The sequence below is a fragment of the Agathobaculum butyriciproducens genome (genome assembly GCA_003096535.1).
GTDB classification, from domain to species: domain Bacteria; phylum Bacillota; class Clostridia; order Oscillospirales; family Butyricicoccaceae; genus Agathobaculum; species Agathobaculum butyriciproducens.
In genome coordinates this window covers 26,994-45,860 of the sequence record QEKJ01000014.1, presented here as the reverse complement: position 1 = coordinate 45,860, position 18,867 = coordinate 26,994, and the positions used below count along the sequence as shown (strand labels likewise).

Annotated in this window: 18 protein-coding genes; 13 read left to right on the top strand and 5 right to left on the bottom strand. The window is 56.8% G+C overall.

Features of this window, described 5'->3' with window-relative positions; all coding sequences use genetic code 11:
* Positions 1–7: 7 nt before the first annotated feature.
* The gene (locus tag C7386_RS09985) at positions 8–364 is read right to left on the bottom strand and encodes a hypothetical protein (protein WP_110435821.1); all 357 of its coding nucleotides are present in this window, start codon (positions 362–364) and stop codon (positions 8–10) included.
* 149 nt (positions 365–513) lie between these two features.
* On the opposite strand from C7386_RS09985, the gene yedF reads away from it, so the two are divergent.
* The 9 genes from yedF (at position 514) to C7386_RS09940 (ending at position 9,104) form a co-directional block, all read left to right on the top strand.
* Positions 514–1,125, top strand: a complete 612-nt coding sequence (gene yedF, locus C7386_RS09980) for a sulfurtransferase-like selenium metabolism protein YedF (protein ID WP_116705438.1) — start codon at positions 514–516, stop codon at positions 1,123–1,125.
* Complete coding sequence (locus tag C7386_RS09975) at positions 1,125–1,367, top strand: putative Se/S carrier protein (RefSeq protein ID WP_116705437.1); 243 nt, start codon at positions 1,125–1,127, stop codon at positions 1,365–1,367. The genes yedF and C7386_RS09975 overlap by 1 nt, the downstream gene beginning before the upstream one ends.
* Positions 1,368–1,378: 11 nt before the next feature.
* Positions 1,379–2,512: an aminotransferase class V-fold PLP-dependent enzyme gene (locus C7386_RS09970; protein ID WP_116705436.1), complete on the top strand. Its 1,134-nt coding sequence runs from the start codon at positions 1,379–1,381 to the stop codon at positions 2,510–2,512.
* Between the two features lie 30 nt (positions 2,513–2,542).
* Positions 2,543–3,103 carry an alpha/beta fold hydrolase gene (locus tag C7386_RS09965; RefSeq protein WP_116705435.1) on the top strand — a complete coding sequence of 187 codons (561 nt, stop codon included), beginning with the start codon at positions 2,543–2,545 and terminating at the stop codon, positions 3,101–3,103.
* A 69-nt stretch (positions 3,104–3,172) separates the two neighbouring features.
* A complete protein-coding gene (locus tag C7386_RS09960; RefSeq protein ID WP_165815529.1) occupies positions 3,173–4,693 on the top strand; it encodes an amino acid adenylation domain-containing protein in 1,521 nt (506 codons plus the stop codon).
* Entirely contained in the window at positions 4,680–5,456 is a 777-nt protein-coding gene (locus tag C7386_RS09955) for a GNAT family N-acetyltransferase (protein WP_116705433.1), read from the top strand. The genes C7386_RS09960 and C7386_RS09955 overlap by 14 nt, the downstream gene beginning before the upstream one ends.
* A gap of 14 nt (positions 5,457–5,470) precedes the next feature.
* Complete coding sequence (locus C7386_RS09950; protein ID WP_110435814.1) at positions 5,471–5,698, top strand: acyl carrier protein; 228 nt, start codon at positions 5,471–5,473, stop codon at positions 5,696–5,698.
* Positions 5,698–7,239 (top strand): MBOAT family O-acyltransferase, encoded by a 1,542-nt coding sequence (locus C7386_RS09945; RefSeq protein ID WP_116705432.1) that lies wholly within the window; start codon positions 5,698–5,700, stop codon positions 7,237–7,239. The genes C7386_RS09950 and C7386_RS09945 overlap by 1 nt, the downstream gene beginning before the upstream one ends.
* An 11-nt stretch (positions 7,240–7,250) precedes the next feature.
* Positions 7,251–9,104: a polysaccharide deacetylase family protein gene (locus C7386_RS09940; RefSeq protein ID WP_110435812.1), complete on the top strand. Its 1,854-nt coding sequence runs from the start codon at positions 7,251–7,253 to the stop codon at positions 9,102–9,104.
* Between the two features lie 71 nt (positions 9,105–9,175).
* Here the strand turns inward: C7386_RS09940 and aguB are convergent, their stop codons facing one another.
* Positions 9,176–10,045 (bottom strand): N-carbamoylputrescine amidase, encoded by an 870-nt coding sequence (gene aguB, locus C7386_RS09935; RefSeq protein ID WP_110435811.1) that lies wholly within the window; start codon positions 10,043–10,045, stop codon positions 9,176–9,178.
* 78 nt (positions 10,046–10,123) lie between these two features.
* Positions 10,124–12,394 carry a ribonuclease R gene (gene rnr / locus C7386_RS09930; protein WP_165815528.1) on the bottom strand — a complete coding sequence of 757 codons (2,271 nt, stop codon included), beginning with the start codon at positions 12,392–12,394 and terminating at the stop codon, positions 10,124–10,126.
* A gap of 233 nt (positions 12,395–12,627) precedes the next feature.
* Here rnr and C7386_RS09925 point away from each other — a divergent pair, with 233 nt between their 5' ends.
* From C7386_RS09925 to C7386_RS09915, 3 genes are read left to right on the top strand one after another with little or no spacing between them, the layout of a single operon-like run.
* A complete protein-coding gene (locus tag C7386_RS09925) occupies positions 12,628–13,383 on the top strand; it encodes an SDR family NAD(P)-dependent oxidoreductase (protein ID WP_110435809.1) in 756 nt (251 codons plus the stop codon).
* Positions 13,380–14,180: a tRNA lysidine(34) synthetase gene (locus C7386_RS09920; protein WP_116705430.1), complete on the top strand. Its 801-nt coding sequence runs from the start codon at positions 13,380–13,382 to the stop codon at positions 14,178–14,180. The genes C7386_RS09925 and C7386_RS09920 overlap by 4 nt, the downstream gene beginning before the upstream one ends.
* Before the next feature lie 14 nt (positions 14,181–14,194).
* The gene (locus tag C7386_RS09915; RefSeq protein ID WP_116705429.1) at positions 14,195–15,688 is read left to right on the top strand and encodes an AAA family ATPase; all 1,494 of its coding nucleotides are present in this window, start codon (positions 14,195–14,197) and stop codon (positions 15,686–15,688) included.
* Positions 15,689–15,935: 247 nt separating this feature from the next.
* On the opposite strand, the gene C7386_RS09910 is transcribed toward C7386_RS09915, so the two are convergent.
* The gene (locus C7386_RS09910) at positions 15,936–16,913 is read right to left on the bottom strand and encodes a TraX family protein (RefSeq protein WP_116705428.1); all 978 of its coding nucleotides are present in this window, start codon (positions 16,911–16,913) and stop codon (positions 15,936–15,938) included.
* A gap of 195 nt (positions 16,914–17,108) precedes the next feature.
* The gene (locus C7386_RS13810; RefSeq protein ID WP_270576750.1) at positions 17,109–17,243 is read right to left on the bottom strand and encodes a hypothetical protein; all 135 of its coding nucleotides are present in this window, start codon (positions 17,241–17,243) and stop codon (positions 17,109–17,111) included.
* A 136-nt stretch (positions 17,244–17,379) separates the two neighbouring features.
* Here C7386_RS13810 and C7386_RS09905 point away from each other — a divergent pair, with 136 nt between their 5' ends.
* The gene (locus C7386_RS09905; protein WP_116705427.1) at positions 17,380–18,621 is read left to right on the top strand and encodes a vWA domain-containing protein; all 1,242 of its coding nucleotides are present in this window, start codon (positions 17,380–17,382) and stop codon (positions 18,619–18,621) included.
* The last annotated feature ends 246 nt before the right edge of the window (positions 18,622–18,867 follow it).

Genomic DNA, 18,867 nt, shown 5'->3' with positions numbered 1-18,867 from the left:
TTCTGCGTTACTCGTTTTCCGGATACCACCAGCCGGAATGGCAGATATAGCCGTTCTGCTCCATAAATGGCCGCAGCACATGGATTTGGGCGGTTTCAGGGATGCGGATTCCCTCTTTTATCAGTATAGCAAAAATTCTGCTTTGATACACATCCATTAGCGCAGCCCAGTCATCCGTAACCGCACAGGCAGTCCGGTATTCCGGGGTGTCCTCATCATAATCGTCTATATTATCTGCAGTCCACCAGAACATATTGCTGCTAACTGCATATGCGTCTGCCAGGTCCTTTTCGGTATTCCTGTCCGCAAAGCAGGACTGAATTTCTGCCGGACTTTTGTCCGTAAATGGGTTATTGATCATCATACTGTAATTTTACCCTTTTTAAGAGAACACCGTCAAGAAAAACCATCCTCTCTACCCAGTATTCCGCAAGCCTGTGGATAAATTATGGTCTTCCGTGCTCTATTGTGCTATACTATCCACAGAACATCCCCTAAAGGAGGAACTTTATTATGGTACAAGTGAATGCGATCGGTGACGCATGTCCGATTCCGGTCATCAAAACGCTGCATGCGCTGCAGGATTTAAACGGTGCGGGCACGGTGCAGACGCTGGTAGATAATGAAATTGCGGTGCAGAATCTGACCCGCCTTGCGGAGAGCAAAGGCTGCTCGATCACGACCGAAAAGCGCTCGGACAAGGAGTTCTGCGTGACAATCACGACTGAAAATTCCATCGGCAAGGCAGAAGCCGATGAACAGATTGCCTGCACGGTACCGGCGGCGCAGAAAAAGACAGTCGTTGTCATTTCCGCCGACCATATGGGCGAGGGCGATGAGGAACTGGGTCGTATTCTGATGAAAGGCTTTATTTTTGCGCTCACCCAGCAGGAGCACCTGCCGAGCGCGATTCTGTTCTACAACGGCGGCGCACGCCTGACCTGCGAAGACTCGGCATCGCTCGAGGATCTGAAAAACCTGGCATCGCTCGGTGTGGAGATTCTAACCTGCGGTACCTGTCTCAACCACTACGGCCTGACCGACAAGCTGGCAGTCGGTGACGTGACCAACATGTACGTCATCACCGAGAAGCAGATGCAGGCCGACCTCATTCTGCGCCCGTGATGCGGCGCAAACGGCCGTTTGCGGTCATCGCGTTCGCGTCCACCGAGCAGGCGCTCGCGGCAGAAGCCATGTTCACGCAGCGCGGTCTGCCTGGACGCATGATCCCGATTCCCTCTCAGATGAGCGCAGGCTGCGGACTGGCATGGAAGACCGAAACAAGCGAGGAACAGGCGCTCCTCGACGCTCTGCGTGAAACCGGCATCGGATTCGAGACACATGCTCTCGTCGAACTGTTCGACTGACGGAGGAAATCATGATTTATCTGGATAACGCAGCGACCACGCTGCACAAGCCGCCTGAAGTCGCGGAGGCGGTCAAAAACGCCATCCTTACCGCAGGAAATGCATCGCGCGGCGCACATGGTGTGTCGCTTTCCGCGTCGCGCATGGTGTTCGAGACGCGGAGTCGGCTGGCGAAGCTGTTCGACTGTCCGCGTGCGGACCATGTTGTGTTCACCGCAAACTCCACCGAGGCGCTGAATATTGCAATTTACGGTCTGTTTTCGTCCGGCGATCACGTCATTTCGACCGATCTGGAGCACAATTCCGTGCTCCGTCCGCTGTATGATCTGCAGACGCGCGGCGTATCGGTGGATTTTGTACCGGCAGACCGTCAGGGCAATATCCGCTATGAGGATATGGAAACGCTCTTTCGACCGGAAACCAAGGCCGTTGTCTGCACGCATGCATCCAATCTGACCGGAAACCTGCTCGATATCGCCAAAATCGGTGCAATGGCGCACGCACACGGTGCGCTTCTGGTCGCAGATGCATCGCAGACGGCAGGTGCGGTACCGATCGACATGCAGCGCATGAACATTGACGTGCTCTGCTTCACCGGCCACAAGGGCCTGATGGGTCCGCAGGGAACCGGCGGTCTGTGCATCCGGCCGGGCGTAGAGCTTCGGCCGCTGCTCCGCGGCGGCACCGGCATTCACTCCTACGACCGCGAACAGCCGCAGGCGTATCCTGCACGGCTCGAGGCGGGCACGCTCAATACGCACGGCATCGCCGGACTGCATGCCGCGCTGAAATTTATCGAAAAACAGACCGTGCAGGCCATCGGAGCACACGAACGTGCACTCATGCGGCGGTTTTACGACGGTGTGAAGGACCTTGACGGCGTGACCGTCTACGGCGATTTCTCCCGGTCGGAACGTGCGGCTGTTGTCGCGCTTAACATCCGCGACTATGACTCCGCCGAAGTCGCGGACGCGCTGTTTGCCGATTACGACATCGCCACACGCGCCGGTGCACACTGTGCGCCGCGCATGCACGAGGCGCTCGGCACCGTGCAGCAGGGCGCGGTGCGCTTCAGCTTTTCGTATTTCAACACGGAAAACGAGGTCGATACCGCGATTGCCGCCGTGCGGGAGCTGGCGGAGTAACCCTGTATTTCCCCAAAAGGAGCCTTACCTATGAGCAACCAGCTTGCCGTGCTGTTCCCCGGCATCGGCTACCATATCGACAAACCGCTGCTGTATTACAGCGCCAAACTTGCACGCGCACGCGGCTGCGACCTGCTCGCGGTGCAGTATCCCGCTCTGCCGACCGGTTTGAGAGGTCACCCCGAAAAAATCGAACAAGCTGTGCAGATCGCGCTTTCTGCCGCAGAGGAACAGCTTACCGCCATCGACTGGACCGCTTACGACCGTGTTTTCTTCCTCTCGAAGAGCATCGGCACTGCGATTGCCGCACGGTATGCTGTTCAGCACAACATTCATCCGCGGCAGGTATACTACACGCCGATTGAACAGGCCCTGCCCTATCTCGACCCGACCGGCATCGCCTTTCACGGCACCGCCGATCCGTGGGCGAACACCGAGATGATCACGAACGGCTGCCGGAAGATCGGCATTCCGCTCTATCTGACCGAAAACGCCAACCACTCAATGGAAACCGGCGATACCTTGCACGATATTTTTATTCTGCACGATATTATGGATGAAACCGCACGCTGGATGGATTCTCCGGCGTGACCGCCGTTTTCCGTTTACTTTTTCCGCCCTCTATGATAAAATAGACTATCATAATGAGGAAGTATGTCTATGAGAAAAAATGTACTCGAATATTTGGAATCCTCTGCCCGAATGCACGCGGACAAGCCTGCGTTCTGCGATGAGAACCGCGTGTTCACCTTCGGCGAGCTGCTGAAGGCCGCACAGGGTCTGGGCACGCACCTTGCCAAGACCGTCGATACGCTGCACAAGCCGGTCGCGGTTTTGATCGGCCGCACGGCCGAAAGCGTTGCCGCGATGCAGGGCGTGCTGTATGCGGGCGGCTGCTACGTTCCGATCGACGACCACATGCCGGAAGCGCGTATCCGCCGTATTTTCGAGCAGGTCCATCCTGTTGCCATCGTCTACGCCGAGGGCAACCGCAAGCAGGCCGAGCCGCTTGCCGACTGTGCCCCGCTCATCTCGATGGACGAGGGCTTTGCCGCACCAGCTGACGCAGACCTGCTGCAGTCCATCCGTGAGAGCGTACTGGATATTGACCCGGTTTACCTGCTGTTCACCTCGGGTTCGACCGGTGCGCCGAAGGGAATCGTCATTCCGCACCGTGCGGTCATCGACTTCACCGACTGGATGAGCGAGTTCTGCGGCTACACCGAGCATGATATTTTCGGCAATCAGGCGCCGTTTTACTTTGATCTTTCGTGCAAGGATCTGTACCAGACCCTTTCGCTCGGTGCAACCTGCCATATTTTCTCGAAAAAGCTGTTTACCTTCCCGATGCTGCTGCTCAAGGAGATGGAGCGTGTCGGCGTGACCGCCATCAACTGGGCGACCAGCGCGTTCCACTTTGTGGCAAGTTCGGGTGCACTGAGCAAGTGCGCGCCGCCCACGCTGCGCAAAGCCGCTCTCGGCGGTGAGGCGCTGCAGGCGCGCTATGTGAACGCGTGGAAGGCCGCGATTCCGGGTCTTGAGGTTGTCAACATGTACGGACCGACCGAGACCACCGTGGACTGTGCCGCATTCCATCTCACCCGCGACTACCGCGACGATGAAGCCATTCCGATTGGCAAAGCCTGCCGCAATATGCAGATTATACTGCTCGACAAGGACGGCAAGCCCGTTCCGGACGGCGAGGCCGGTGAAATCTGCGTGCGCGGCAGCGGACTGGCCAGCGGCTACTTCGGCAACTGGGAAAAGACGAACGAATGCTTTATCCAGAACCCGGCAAACCCGTATTTCCGCGATATTCTGTACCGCACGGGCGATATTGCCGTCAAGAAGGACGACGGTCTGCTGTATTTCCTGTCGCGGCAGGACGGCCAGATCAAGCACATGGGCTACCGCATCGAGCTTGGCGAAATCGAAACCGCGCTGCACAGCGTGGACGGCATCGCCGCAGCAGCCTGCCTGTTCGACCGCAACCGCGACCGCATTGTCTGCATCTACGAGGGCGAACCGGATGCCGCGGCACTCGCGCGTGCCATGCGCAGGCTGGTGCCCAAGTACATGCTGCCCAACATCTACGAAAAGCTGGACGCACTGCCGATGAACGCCAACGGCAAGATCGACCGCGTCAAGCTGAAGGAGCAATTTATCCATGCGGAAGATTGAGAATTTCGCACAGATTTCCGATCTGCTGAACGCACAGCTCAAGAAAGGTGTCATCACCAACAACTTTCTGCGCGGTGAGGACTACACACGCGAAATCGAAAACGGACTGTACATCCACGAGGCAGACGGCGCTCTGCTGCTGTTCCGCGAACGCGGCGACCACCTTGTGATGACGTTCTACCTGCATCCGGGCGCGGTGCTTTCCCTGCCGGAGACGGACAGGCCGGTTGTGACCGAGCTGTCCTGCCGCGCGAAAGACGCGGAGGTCATGGCTAATGCCGCCGAGCAGTTCTGTGCCCTCGGTTTTCGTCAGGTGCTGCGCCGCACGCGGCGCACCCGCAAACCGGAAGCATTTCCGGCGGAAACAACCGCAGTTCCGGCAAAGCCGGAGGATTTCGAGGACGTTTCCCACTTTTTAAGTGAGCACTTCTCCGCTCTCACCGGCTGTCTGCCGACTGCAGACAATCTGCGCGAAAACCTCGCAAACGGCCATACCGTTATCACCCGGGACGAAAAAGGTGTTTCCGGTGTGCTGCATTTTGCGGTTTCCCGCGCCTCTACCGAGATTCGGCATCTTGCCGTGCGTGCGGACTGCCGCGGACGCGGACTGGCAGGCGAACTGCTCACCGCCTACCTGCGTGTGACAGACGGCGCAAAAAGTCAGGTATGGGCACGGACCGGCAATGCTCCGGCCGAGCATTTTTACGAACAACACGGCTACCGGCCCGACGGATGGACTTCCGCCGTGCTGCAATATAATTAAAGGAGAAATCGACCATGAGAGAAAAAATTATCGAAATTCTGAATGAGATCTGCCCGGGCAACGACTTTGAGAACGAAACTGCCATCATCGACGACGGCATCATCGATTCCCTCGACATCGTAGCCGTTATTTCCGAGCTGATGGAGGAGTTTGACGTTCAGCTGGGTGTCAACGACCTGACGCCGGAGAACTTCAACTCGGTTGACGCCATCGTTGAACTGATCGAGAACGCACAGGACTAATGGCTTTTACTTCTGCTTCGTTTATCGTACTCACCATTGCGAGCGTGCTGCTTTACTATATTGTACCGAAAAAGGCACAGTGGTGCATCCTGCTGCTGGCGAGTGCGGCGTTTTACATGGCCGGCTCGGTCAAGGCGTTTGCGTGGGTGGTTCTGGTAGCCGGAATGACCTGGGTAACCGGACTTATTCTCGGACGCTATAACGCCATCAAGCCTGCCGACAAGGCGCAAAAGGCCCAAATACAGCACAAAAAGAAGCAGATCGCGATAATTTGCGCGGTCTGCTGTTTTGGCTTGCTCTACGCGATGAAATACTGGAATTTCACGCTCGAGCTGCTGCCGTCCGCGCTCGGCAATCACATTCCCCGATGGGATTTTGTCGTGCCGCTCGGTCTGTCGTTTTTCATTTTCCAGTCCATGAGCTATGTCATTGACGTGTACCGCGGCAAATATGCGCCCGAGCGCAATCCGCTGCGCTACAGTCTGTTCGTATCGTTCTTCCCGCAGATGGTGCAGGGACCGATCAGCCGTTTCGATCAGCTGGCGCCGCAGCTTACCGCAGAGCGCAAGCTGTGCTGGGACGACCTGCAGATCGGCATTCAGCTGGCGCTCTGGGGTTACTTCAAAAAAATCGTCATCGCCGACCGCGCGGCTGTTCTGGTAAACAACGTCATCATGGAGAACTGTCCCTACGGCGGTGCTGTCATTGCGCTCGGTATTCTGTTTTACTGCATTCAGCTGTACTGCGATTTTTCCGGCGGCATCGACATCACACGCGGCGTCGCGCGCATGTTCGGCATCGATATGACGCTCAACTTCCGCCAACCGCTGTTTTCCACCTCGCTCACCGACTACTGGCGCCGCTGGCACATCACACTCGGTGCGTGGATGCGCGACTATGTGTTCTATCCTCTGGCGTTTTCCAAGCCGTTCGGCAAGCTCGGCAAGTGGGCGCGCAAGCATTTCAAGGGCATGATGGGCAAGATCTGTGCCACCTCGACCGCTACGTTTATCGTGTATTTGATCATCGGCATCTGGCACGGCGCCAACTTCCGCTACATTGCGTTCGGCCTGTGGAACGGTATCCTCATTACCGCTTCCCTGCTGATGGAGCGCCGCTTCCTGTCGTGGAAGGAAAAGCTGCACATCAACGACAAATCGACCGGCTGGCGTATTTTTATGACCGTCCGCACGTTCGGACTGGTGTTTATCGGCCGTTATTTCACCCGCGCACCGCGTCTCAAGACTGTATTCACGCTGCTCGGAACGACCGTGCTGCACCCGCATTTCAGTGAGTTTACGTCGGTTGTGCCGACGCTTGGACTGGGTATTTCCGACTTTATCATCATTTTTGTCGGCATTCTCATCGTCCACGGCGTGGAGTTCTTTGAGGAACGCGGCACGGATGTGCAGGCGTGGCTCAACGAGCGCCCGGCGCTCATGCAGCTGACCGTGCTGACCGTTTCGCTCGTGGTCCTGCTGCTGTTCGGCATTTTCCGTGCCGGATACATCTCGTCCGAGTTCATCTACAAGCAATTTTAAGGAGGCAGAGCATGAACGCAAAAAAATGGGTGCTTTCTCTGCCCGTTATCGTGCTGATCCTGGCCGCACTGCTGGCCGGATTCAACTACGTCACCGACCCGTTCGGCGCGTTCGGCGACCGGTTTATGCAGTGGTTTTCGTATGACGAGACCAACAACCCGCGTGCGGCGAAAATCTCCTATCTCGAGCAGCACCATGACGAGTACGACTCGTATTTCCTCGGCTGCTCGTCCACCAGCTCGCTGCCGACCGAATCGTTTAACGAGATGCTGAACGCGAAGTTCTACAACCTCATCATGTACGGTGCGGATATGAAGGACTGCGAAAAGATCGCAAACTACCTGATTGACAACTACACAGTCAAAAATCTGGTGCTGAATGTGTATCTGGACAATGGCCTGACCTACGATGATGAGTCCAACAAGCTGACCCACAGCCTGCACTACAAAACCGATCCGGATATGTCCGCGCTGTCGTATTACTCGCGGTTTCTCCTCGCGGACCCGCGGTATGGCTATCAGAAGCTGGTGAACAAGAAGAAAGACACTCTCATGCCGCAGTCGTTCGACGTATTCGACGAGCAAACCGGCGCGTATGACAAGCGCGTGCGTGATGTGGAGCCGATCGGCTCTACCGCGGATTATCTGAACGCCTATCCGGTATTCACCAATTATCCCAATCACGAGCCGCTGCACCTGTACAAGACCGAAGCCTGCATGCAGTCGGTGGCTGCAATCCGCAAGGTTTGCGAGGAAAACGGCGTTAATCTCATTGTGCTGACCGCTCCGGTGTACACCGACTATTACAAGAACTTTTACGACGAGGATATCACGAATTTCTACGAATCTCTTGCCAAAGTGACCGATTACTGGGATTTTTCGTCCTCGTCTGTCAGCAGTGAGCCGCGCTTCTTCTACGACAGCACGCACTTCCGCAACAACATCGGCGAGATGATGGCAGCCCGCATTGCCGAGAAGGAGTATCCCGACTTTACGCCTGCCATCACCGCGATTCCGTCGGATTTCGGCACTTATGTAACGGCTGACACGCCGCATGACTATTTCACGCAGCGTCCTGCACCGCGCACGGACGACGACACCGCCGTTCAGGTTCCGGTGCTGACGTGGCACCAGCTGACCGAGGATGTGAGCGGCTCAGCTACCATTTCGCCGGAGACGTTCCGCAAGCAGATTCAGGCACTTTCCGATGCCGGCTGCAACACGATTTCGCTTGAGCAGCTGCGCGATTACGTCTACAACGGTACGCCGCTGCCCGAAAAGCCTATCGTCCTCACGTTTGACGACGGCTATCTGAGCAACTACGAGGACGCGTTCCCGGTGCTGGGGGAATACAACATGAAGGCGACCATTTTCGCCATCGGCGTTTCCATCGGCAAGGATACCTACAAGGACACCGACCACGCCATGACACCGCACTTCGGCGCGGCTGAAATGCAGGAAATGGTGGATTCCGGCCTGATTTCCATCCAGAGTCACACCTATGACATGCACCAGTGGCCGCCGTTTGAGGACGGAAACGACCGTGTTCGGGAAACACTCGCGCAGCTGCCCGGCGAAAGCGATGCGGACTACGAAGCCGCTGTCAAGGCTGATATCCAGCAGAGCCAGCAGGCTATCGAGCCGATCACCGGCGAGAAGGTCAACGCGCTGTCTTATCCGGAAGGCGCGTACGGCACACTGACGATGGATGCGCTGCGCAGCCAGGGCATCGAGCTGACGTTCACCACCCAGCCGGGCGTGAATGCGATCGTACAGGGTTTGCCGCAGACGCTGTACAGCATGCACCGCATTACCATGACGGAAGACACCAACATGGATGAATTTCTGGCGGAACTCGCAAAATAATATCTATGATATAGAAAACGCAGACTGAGAATATTCTCAGTCTGCGTTTTTTGTGAATGGAATTTTCCATTTTATAAACCGTAGCCGCGCATTGCACCATACATTTCCGGTCTCCGGTCACGGTAGACACCCCACGAACGGCGCATCTCACGAATTTCATCCAGATCGAACGTATGCGTCAGCACGCCTGCGTTTTCGCGGTCAGCCTGCTCGACAAGCGCGCCGGTTTCATCCGCGATGAAGGACGAGCCGTAGAACGTCAGCGAGGACGACTGGTGCTGGTTATCCTCGGTCGGCTTGACGGTTTCGGTGCCGATGCGGTTTGCCGCGATCAGCGGCATAATGTTCGCCGCCGCGTGACCCTGCATGCAGCGCCGCCAGTGCGGCATGGAATCGCAGTCGAGAATCGGCTCGGAACCGATGGCGGTCGGGTAGAACAGCAGTTCCGCGCCCTGCAGCGCCATGCAGCGCGCGGACTCCGGGAACCACTGGTCCCAGCAGATACCGACGCCGATTTTCGCATAAGCCGTATCCCAGACCTTGAAGCCGGTATTTCCGGGCGTAAAATAGAACTTTTCCTGATAAAAATGGTCATCCGGAATGTGGGTCTTGCGATACTGACCCATGATCGTGCCGTCCGCGTCAATGACAGCCACCGTGTTGAACGTGGTCTCGCCGACCCGCTCGTAGTAGCTGACCGGAATGACGACCTTGAAATCACGGGCAATGGTCTGCATCTCGCGGACCGCCGGATTTTCCTCGAGTGTTGTCGCTAAATGGTAGTTCTCGTAGCTTTTTTCCTGACAGAAATACCAGTTTTCAAACAGTTCGGGCAGCAGAATGATCTGCGCCCCCTGAGATGCCGCTTCGCGGACCTTTTCGCAGGCTTCTTCCAGACCGTAGGTCATCTGAATCGCAGCAACGGTTACTTTATTGGACATAAAAGATTCTCTCCTATACTTATGGCAACACCGCACAATTAAGACTGCGGTGCTTTGCGGAAATTATGCGGTATTGCCTTATCTTCTCTTGCGCGTGGGCGGCTTTTTGCCCTTGCCGGGCTTGCCGCCGCGTCCCTTGCCGCTGTGACGGCGGCGCTCCGCGCGATTGCCTCTCGGAGCACGGTCGGTGTCCTCACGGCGCGGACGATCCAGCTTTTCCGAAACCGGAAGCGAGCCGTCAGCCGGTGCAAAGTCGATCTGACCGGTGGTGTCGCTTGCGGCAAGCAGCTTGACACGCATCGGCGTGCCGATCGTAAACCGCTTGCCGGTGTGGCGGCCAACCATCGCCATGTGCTCCTCGTCGTACTGGTAGAAGTCGCCGGTCATCAGCTCTGCACGAATCAGACCCTCACAACCGTTTTCCAGCGCAACGAACACGCCGAACGACTGCACGCCGGAAACCTCCGCGTCAAATTCCTCACCGATAAACTGCTGCATGTAGGACGCGATATACAGCTTGTCGATGTCGCGTTCGCAGTTGTCGGCAGCCTGTTCGCGGTTTGTGGACTGGTCTGCGGCTTCCTCGCACATCGTTTCGTCTGCCGCGGTAAATTCTTCGCCGAGCAGCGCCTTCTGCAGCATGCGGTGCGCCACCAGATCGGGATAACGGCGGATTGGCGAGGTAAAGTGCAGGTAGAACTTCGCCTTCAGACCGTAATGGCCAATACACTCATCCGCGTAGCGGGCACGCGCCAGCGAGCGCAGCAGAAGCGTCGGCAGCACGCGCTGCTTCGGGTCGTTCTTTGCGCCGCGCAGCACGGTCTGGAACTGCGCCGTATCCTCCGGCTTGGACGGGTCGATGCGGTAGCCGAACGGACGCGCAAACGACGCAAACACGCGCAGCTTGTCCGGATCGGGATTCTCGTGCACACGGTAGACGGTCGGCAGCTCGCGCTTGCACATATACTCGGCAACCGCTTCGTTGGCCTGCAGCATGAATTCCTCAATCAGCTTTTCACTCTCGCCGCGTTCACGGAACCGGATTTCAACCGGCTTGCCGTTCTCGTCCACGCGGATTTCCGCCTCCGGAATGTCCAGCTCGAGTGCGCCGCGCTCAATGCGGCGCTTGTACAGCGCGTGCGCCAGATTGTTCATCGTCTCGGCAGTCTCGACCAGAAAAGCGTATTCCTCGCGCAGCCCCTTGTCCCCCGCGAGAATTTTGTTGACCTTGTTGTAGGTCATGCGGGCCTTGGAGCAGATGACCGACTTGGCAAATTTCGCACCATACCGGCGGCCGTCCTTATCGACCTCCATCAGCGCGGAGAACGCCAGACGGTCCACCTTCGGGTTGAGCGAGCAGATGCCGTTGGACAGCGCGAACGGCAGCATCGGCACAACGTGTCCCGGGAAATAAACCGACGTGCCGCGGCGGAACGCCTCGGCGTCAAGCGGCGAATCCGGCGTAACGTAATGGCTCACGTCCGCGATGTGGACGCCGAGCAGATAATGTCCGTTTTCCAGCTTTTCGAGCGATACCGCGTCGTCAAAGTCCTTCGCGTCATCGCCGTCGATGGTAAAGATCAGCTTGTCACGCAGGTCAAGCCGCTTGCCGGCGGTGCCCATATCGACCTCCTGCGGAATGGCAAGTGCCTGCTCGAGCACCTCGTTCGGAAATACGTCATACACGCCGTTTTCGTGCAGAACAGCCGCGATAGCGGCCTCCATCGTACCGCTTTCGCCCAAATCCACGCGAACAACGCCCTGCGGCATAAACTGCTCATCGCCGTAGTGCGAGATCGAAACAGCCACGCAGTCACCGACGGCGGCTTCGCCGAGGTCATGCTTGTCCACCGCAATCTCCGGATACTTTTTCGAGGTCGGCTGCACGAAAAATGCCTTGCCGCGCTGCACGAGTTCGCCGGTCAGCTCCTTGCCGGCGCGTCCCAGCACGCGGATAACGGTTGCTTCCTTGCGGCCGCGGTTGTTCTTGCGCTCACTCACCTTGACGAGCACGCGGTCGCCGTGCCACGCACCGCCGGACGCATTCGGCGGGATGAACAGATCATCCGGCTTGGCTTCGCCCTCCGGATAATCCGGCGCGACAAACGCGAATGCCCGCTCGGTAGCCAGATAGGTTCCGGCCGCACAGCCGTAGTGCGCGGAGACCGCAAAGCGGTTTTTCTTGTTTTTCATCACCCTGCCGTCCGCAACGAGCGCATCCAGCGCGTTTTTGAGATTGTTTTTGCCTGCATTCGGCAGCTCGCGCCGGATGTCCTCAATACGGCACGGGTGCACCAGAATTTCCAGCAGTCTGGATTCCAATTCGGTGTCTGCTTCTTTATTTTTCATATTCGCCCCTCCTATCTTCGGCTTCTGGCGAAAAATTATCCATTGTAAAAATAAGCTGTCATACTTCATCATTATTATACCATTCTCCCATCTTATTGAAAAGCGAAATCGGGGTAAACCCGTAACCGGCCGCAAATTTGTACAGAATGTGACGAACGGCATGAATTGACGCGGACAACGCATCATGATACTATATAGTATATGAATATCAGAGCAAAACGGAGGGAATTTGCATGAAAGCACTCATCACGGGTGCGTCCTCTGGACTGGGACGCGAAATGGCGCGCCTGCTGGCGGCACGCGGCTACGAGCTGATCCTGTGCGCCCGCAGAGAGGAACGCCTGCGCGAACTGGCGGCAGAGCTGCCGGTACCGTGCCGCATCATCGCGGCGGACGTGTCGGACGAGCAGGAATGCCGTCTGCTGTACGAGGCCGTACAGAGCGAGGAACTGGAGGTCGTGATCAACAACGCGGGTTTCGGCCTGTTCGGCGAGTTTGTCACCGCCGATCTGGATGAGGAACTGCGCATGATCGACACCAACGTGCGTGCCGTACACATTCTCACCAAGCTGGCTGTGCGGGATTTTGTGCAGCGCGGACGCGGCTACATTCTCAACGTGTCATCCTCGGCGGGATTTTTGCCGGGACCGCTGATGGCGACCTATTACGCCACCAAAAACTATGTTCTGCGCCTGACAGAAGCCTTGCGCGAGGAGCTGCGCCGCGCCGGCTCTCCGGTGCGTGTGTGCGCCCTCTGTCCGGGACCGGTGGACACCGAGTTCAACAAGGTCGCAGGCGTGCGGTTTTCGCTCTCCGGTCTGTCGGCAGAGCGTGTGGCGCGCGAAGCTGTTGACGGCCTGTTTGCAGGCAAGGCAGTTGTCGTTCCGGGTGCAGCCATGAAGGCCATGACACTGGCGCGGCATTTCGCGCCGGACAGCATTCTTGCCCGTATCACCTATCATTTTCAGCATAAGAAGGGCGCAAAATGACTGCAAAAGAGATAAAAAGAACGCTGCAAAGCGAATTTGTGCGTACACTGCGCAAGCCGTTCGTGGACGCGGTAAAAGCATATGGACTGGTAAAACCGAGCGATAAGGTTGCGGTCTGCATCTCCGGCGGCAAGGATTCCATGCTGCTGGCACTGCTGCTGCAGGATTTGCAGCACACGGTGGATTTTGACCTCGTGTTCCTTGCAATGGACCCGGGTTATGCGCCGGAGGGCCGCAAGCACCTCGAGGAAAACGCGAAACGGCTGGACATTCCGCTCGAAATTTTCGATACCGATGTGCTGCGCGTGGCAGGGGTGCATTCTGCCGAGCATCCGTGCTTCCTGTGCGCAAAGATGCGCCGCGGCTATCTGTACACCGAAGCACGCAAGCGCGGCTGCAACAAGATCGCGCTCGGTCATCACTATGATGATGCCATCGGCACCGTGCTGATGGGACTGATCTACGGCGGTCAGGTGCAGGCCATGCTGCCGCGCGTCAAGGCCAAGAATTACGAGGGCATGGAGCTGATCCGTCCGCTGTATTTCACGCGCGAGCAGGGTGTCCTCGACTGGGCGGAATATTGCGGTCTGACCTTTCTGCCGTGCGACTGTCCGGCAAAAAAGCTGGAAAGCGACACCAAACGCGCGGAAATCAAGCAGCTGATCGCGTCTCTCGCGGCAAACAACCCGCAGATCGAAGCGAATATCTTCAACGCGGTCAAGAACGTCGATACCGCCAAGCTGCTCGGCTGGCGCGATGCGAACGGTAAACATAATTTTCTGGATCAATTTGAGTGATTCGAGGAACTATCATGAACATAAAGAGAGCAAAAAACGAAATCAAAAACGCACTCAAGGCGTATCTCGCGACCGATGAATTCGGCGCGTATCGCATTCCGCCGATTCGGCAGCGGCCAATCCTGCTGATGGGACCTCCGGGCATCGGCAAAACGCAGATCATGCAGCAGATTGCCGAGGAGACCGGCGTCGGCCTTGTCTCCTACACGCTGACGCACCACACGCGCCAGTCCGCGCTCGGTCTGCCGTTCATCGACAAGGTGATGCTCGGCGGCGAGGAACGCACAGTCACCGCCTACACGATGAGCGAGATTATCGCTTCGGTGTACCGCGAAATGGAACGCACAGACGTAAAAGAAGGCATTCTGTTCCTCGATGAGATCAACTGCATTTCCGAGACGCTCACGCCGATGATGCTGCAGTTTCTGCAGTGCAAGACCTTCGGCAACCAGCAGCTGCCCGCTGGATGGGTGGTCGTAGCGGCCGGAAATCCGCCGGAATACAACAAATCCGTGCGGGAATTTGACGTGGTAACGCTCGACCGCGTTAAAAAAATCGACATTGAAGAGGATTTTGGCGTGTGGAAGGAGTACGCGTACCGACGCGGCATCCATGGTGCCATCCTGTCCTATCTTGAGATCCGGCGCGAGCATTTTTACCGCATAGAGGCCACCGCCGACGGACTGCAGTTTGTCACCGCACGCGGCTGGGAGGATTTGTCCGAGCTGATGCAGGTGTACGAGTCGCTGGGTATTCCGGTTGATCGTCAGGTTGTGGAGCAGTATTTGCAGCTGCCGCAGGTGGCAAGTGATTTTGCGAATTATCTGCAGCTTTATAACAAATACAAGCAGGTTTACCGCGTGGATGAGCTGCTTTCCGGCACCTGGGAGCCGGTTCGCGCTTCCGAACTGCGGGACGCGCCGTTTGACGAAAAGCTGGGCGTACTCGGTCTGCTGCTGAGCAGGCTGGCGGACGGTGCCCGTGACGCGTACCGTCTGGATGCGCTGACCGATGCGCTTCACGCCGACCTGCTCGCCATCCGAGAAGGCGAAAAAGCCATCTCTTCCCTGCCGGATGAAAAACGTGCCGCGCTTGCAGACAAGCGAAACGGCGGCTCGTCCGACAAGGACGCGCTCTATGTCGCCTCCCGCGAGGTGGAGCGTCTGGATGCCTACCGGCAGACGCTCATGCTTGAAAAAGTACCCGAGGATCAGCAGTTTGACCGTCTGAAGGCGCTTTTCTCCTCCGATGTGGACGCACGCGCAGCCGCCGCAGACAAGACCGATGCCGAACTGGCAAACGCATTTGCCTTCCTCGATGCCGCCATTCCGGACTCGCAGGAGTTGGTGCTGTTCGCTACCGAACTGACTGCGAACTGGTTTACCTCGTGGTTTATCCAGAACTTCGGGTGCGATGCGTATTTCGCGCATAACAAGCGCCTGCTGTTCGATGATACGCAGAAACAGCTTCTGCAGAATATTGAATCCGCAAGAAACGAAGAATCCTAAACATTCTGCCCAGAAACCCGGTTGTGCATTAGGCTGCAGCCGGGTTTCCGGCGTATGTAGAAAAGGTAAATTTTAAAGGCAATACCGTATAATTGAACAAGAGCGATTTGCGAATAAATTTTGCATACTGATAAGGCGCGGACGGAACTCGCGCAAGGAACCGAAGCCAAAATCAGAATACAAAATTTCTGCTTAAAGCCTGCAAAAAACAGACCGACATTCACTCTGTCGGTCTGTTTTTTGCGATTTACAAATAATACTTCAACAGCTTGAGCTGCGTCAGCGGACCTTCCGCTGCAATCACCATCGCCCAGATCACCACGAGGTGCAGCGGATACGCCGCATAAAAGGCTTTGTTCAGCTTCGGGTGCGGTTTCCGGCTGCGCTCGCCGTTGTACAGCAGCAGAAGGAGCGCTGCCGCCGCCGTGCCGCGGATCGAACCCCAATCCGGCATACCGAGCGAGGAATAAAACAGCGCACCCCAGAGTAAAACAACAAGCGCGCGGCTCCATCGGCTCTCGGCATACGACAGGCACAAAATCAGCAAAATTCCCCATACACCGTAATCGATGTTGCACCGGAGATGCGCAAGCGGATACCGCTCAAACAGCAGCACAGCAAACACGAGCACCGCAAACCGCGCGAGCCAATCCCGCAGGGCAAGGTGCTTTCGCCAAACGTGCAGCAGCGCGACCGCGATTGCCGAGGCAAGGAGCAGCACGGTGCACAGCCGACGGAAACGCGAGTCAAACTCCGGCTCCGCCGTATAGACCGCGAAGCCGCCGCAGGCGAGCAGGAACACCGCAAACCCTTTGGACTGAATCACCCGCGCCAGCGGCTTTTTATGGAAGAAAACCAGCAGAACCAGCCCGATAAACAGCGTAAACAGAATATTTAAGTTTCGGAACGCCCGACTCGGATCGGCGGGAAACACCTCTCCGAACGCGGGCTCGAGATACCCACGGTTGAGCGTAAACGCATACGGAAGCTGCGAGATGACCCCGAGCAGCAGCAGACGCCCGCCGTATCGGCGGAGATCATGGCTGTGGCGGAATCCTTCGACCAGACAGAAGGTATAAATCGGAAACGCCATGCGTCCGATTGCTCTGGAAATCACATACACCTTGCTAAACGCCGGAAAAAACACCCTGTCCAGACGGCACGCCGCCGCATGGTCAATCACCATCGCAAGGAACGCGGCAAGCTTCAGCATCAGTTCGGTCATAACAGTCCCTCCTTTCCGACTGTTGCGGAAAGCGGCATCCGGAGGAGTATTGACGCTGATCGAATACCGCTTTGTTTCCTATGCTTTTACAGTTCTATTATATCGGTTTCCGCAGATTGTCACAATGTGGGATTCCCACAAAGTCGGAGGTCGGTTGTCGTGCAGATTGGATAAGAAAAACGCCGCCTGCACACATCATTCCTTGATGTAGCGCAGACGGCGCAGAAACTCTTCGTTATCGGTTTTTTCACAGATAGCGTCAATGCCGGAGGAGATGATCCAGACCGCCATGCCGCGCCGCGCGCACAGCACCAGCATATCAATGATCATCTTGTGATGCGCCGATTCCTGTCCCGCGAACGGGAAAAAGCAGATCAGCAGCTTGGGATTGAGCAGATACCACCGATAATACGAAAACCGCAGACGCTCGGGCAGTGACCATGCGCTGAGCGGTGAGGAACTGACAGTGGCAGTACGGACAGCCTTCCGGAAATATCTGCGCTTTGACGGTACTGCCCATACAAAAAAGCCGTTCACCCTCCATTTCGGGGAGCGATGGGTACCGCTGCTGACCAAGCTGTTCACGACCGAAATGGTCCGCACCGACGATCTGGCCATTGACCGCTCTGCGGCGGCCGGAGAAAACGGCATGGTGCGGGCGTCCAATGCACTGCGCGCGCAGCTGGAATCCGGCGACCGCGAAAACGAGGACCGGGATTATGTGGAAGGCTGTTTCGGCCGCAGTCTGTATCCCCCGCGGGAGCTGGCGCTGATTGAACAGCGGCTCTGCACCGGAAACCATCTCGGCTGTCACCTCTGGTTTACCCGCGGTGAAACGGTGCAAGGCAAAACCATGCGTGCCGATGTGCAGCATCTTTTCGAGCAGGCGGCCGAACAGGCCGAACGGAACCGTGCAGATTTCCTCAAAAACAATGACCTGTATCAAAGCTCCATCCTGCGGCTGACCGAGCACATCCGCAACTGCATGCAGGTGCAGCAGCAGCCGGATGCCGTTTCCGCCCGACAGGGACATGTCGATAGTCAGCGCATCTGGCGGCTTCCGGTACTGAAGGACGGAAAGGTATTTCTCCGCAGCGAGGAGGAAAACAATCCCGGCTTTACGGTGGATTTACTGCTGGACGGTTCGGCCTCACGCCTGCACTGTCAGGAGACTATCGCAGCGCAAGGCTACATTCTGGCCCGCAGTCTGGCTACCTGCGGAATTCCGGTCCGCGTCAGCAGCTTCTGCAGTCTGCGCGGTTATACTGTCGTGCGGATTCTCAAGGATTTCAGTGAGAAAAACGCGGAAAGAAAAATTTTCAATTACTTTGCTGCCGGCTGGAATCGGGACGGACTGGCGCTGCGCATGGCAGGAAAGCTGCTGGATACCGCTCCGGCGGATCGGCATCTGCTGATCCTGCTGACCGATGCCAGCCCGGATGACAGCCGCAAAATTCTCCCCACCGGCAAGGTGCCGCTCAGCCGCAGCTACGATAGCGAAGCAGGCGTGCAGGACACTGCTGAGGAGGTCCGTGCTTTGCGGCAGCAGGGCGTCCGGGTCGCTGCCGTCTTTATGGGCGAGAACACCAGCGCCCCCGACGCACGGATGATCTATGGACAGGATCTGGTCCGTATCCAGCGGATGGACCAGCTTGCCACCGCTGCCGGAAAACTCATTCAGGAGGAGATTCGGGAGCTGTCCGGGTGAGCATGTGCAAGTATATTGTAAAAGTTATCATTTTCTCTGCCGCCGACATAAAAAGGAGAAACTGCAATCGCAGTTTCTCCTTTCAGCCTGTCGAAAAAGTCCAGCAAAATGAACTGCACCCTATTTGTTAGACAGTATGATATACTATCTAACAGATGGGGTGCACTTCAATTTCTGTCCTCACTGATTAAAATAATTTCTTATTTTTATTGTATCTGTTTTAGTTTTACCCTATCGCGAATAGAA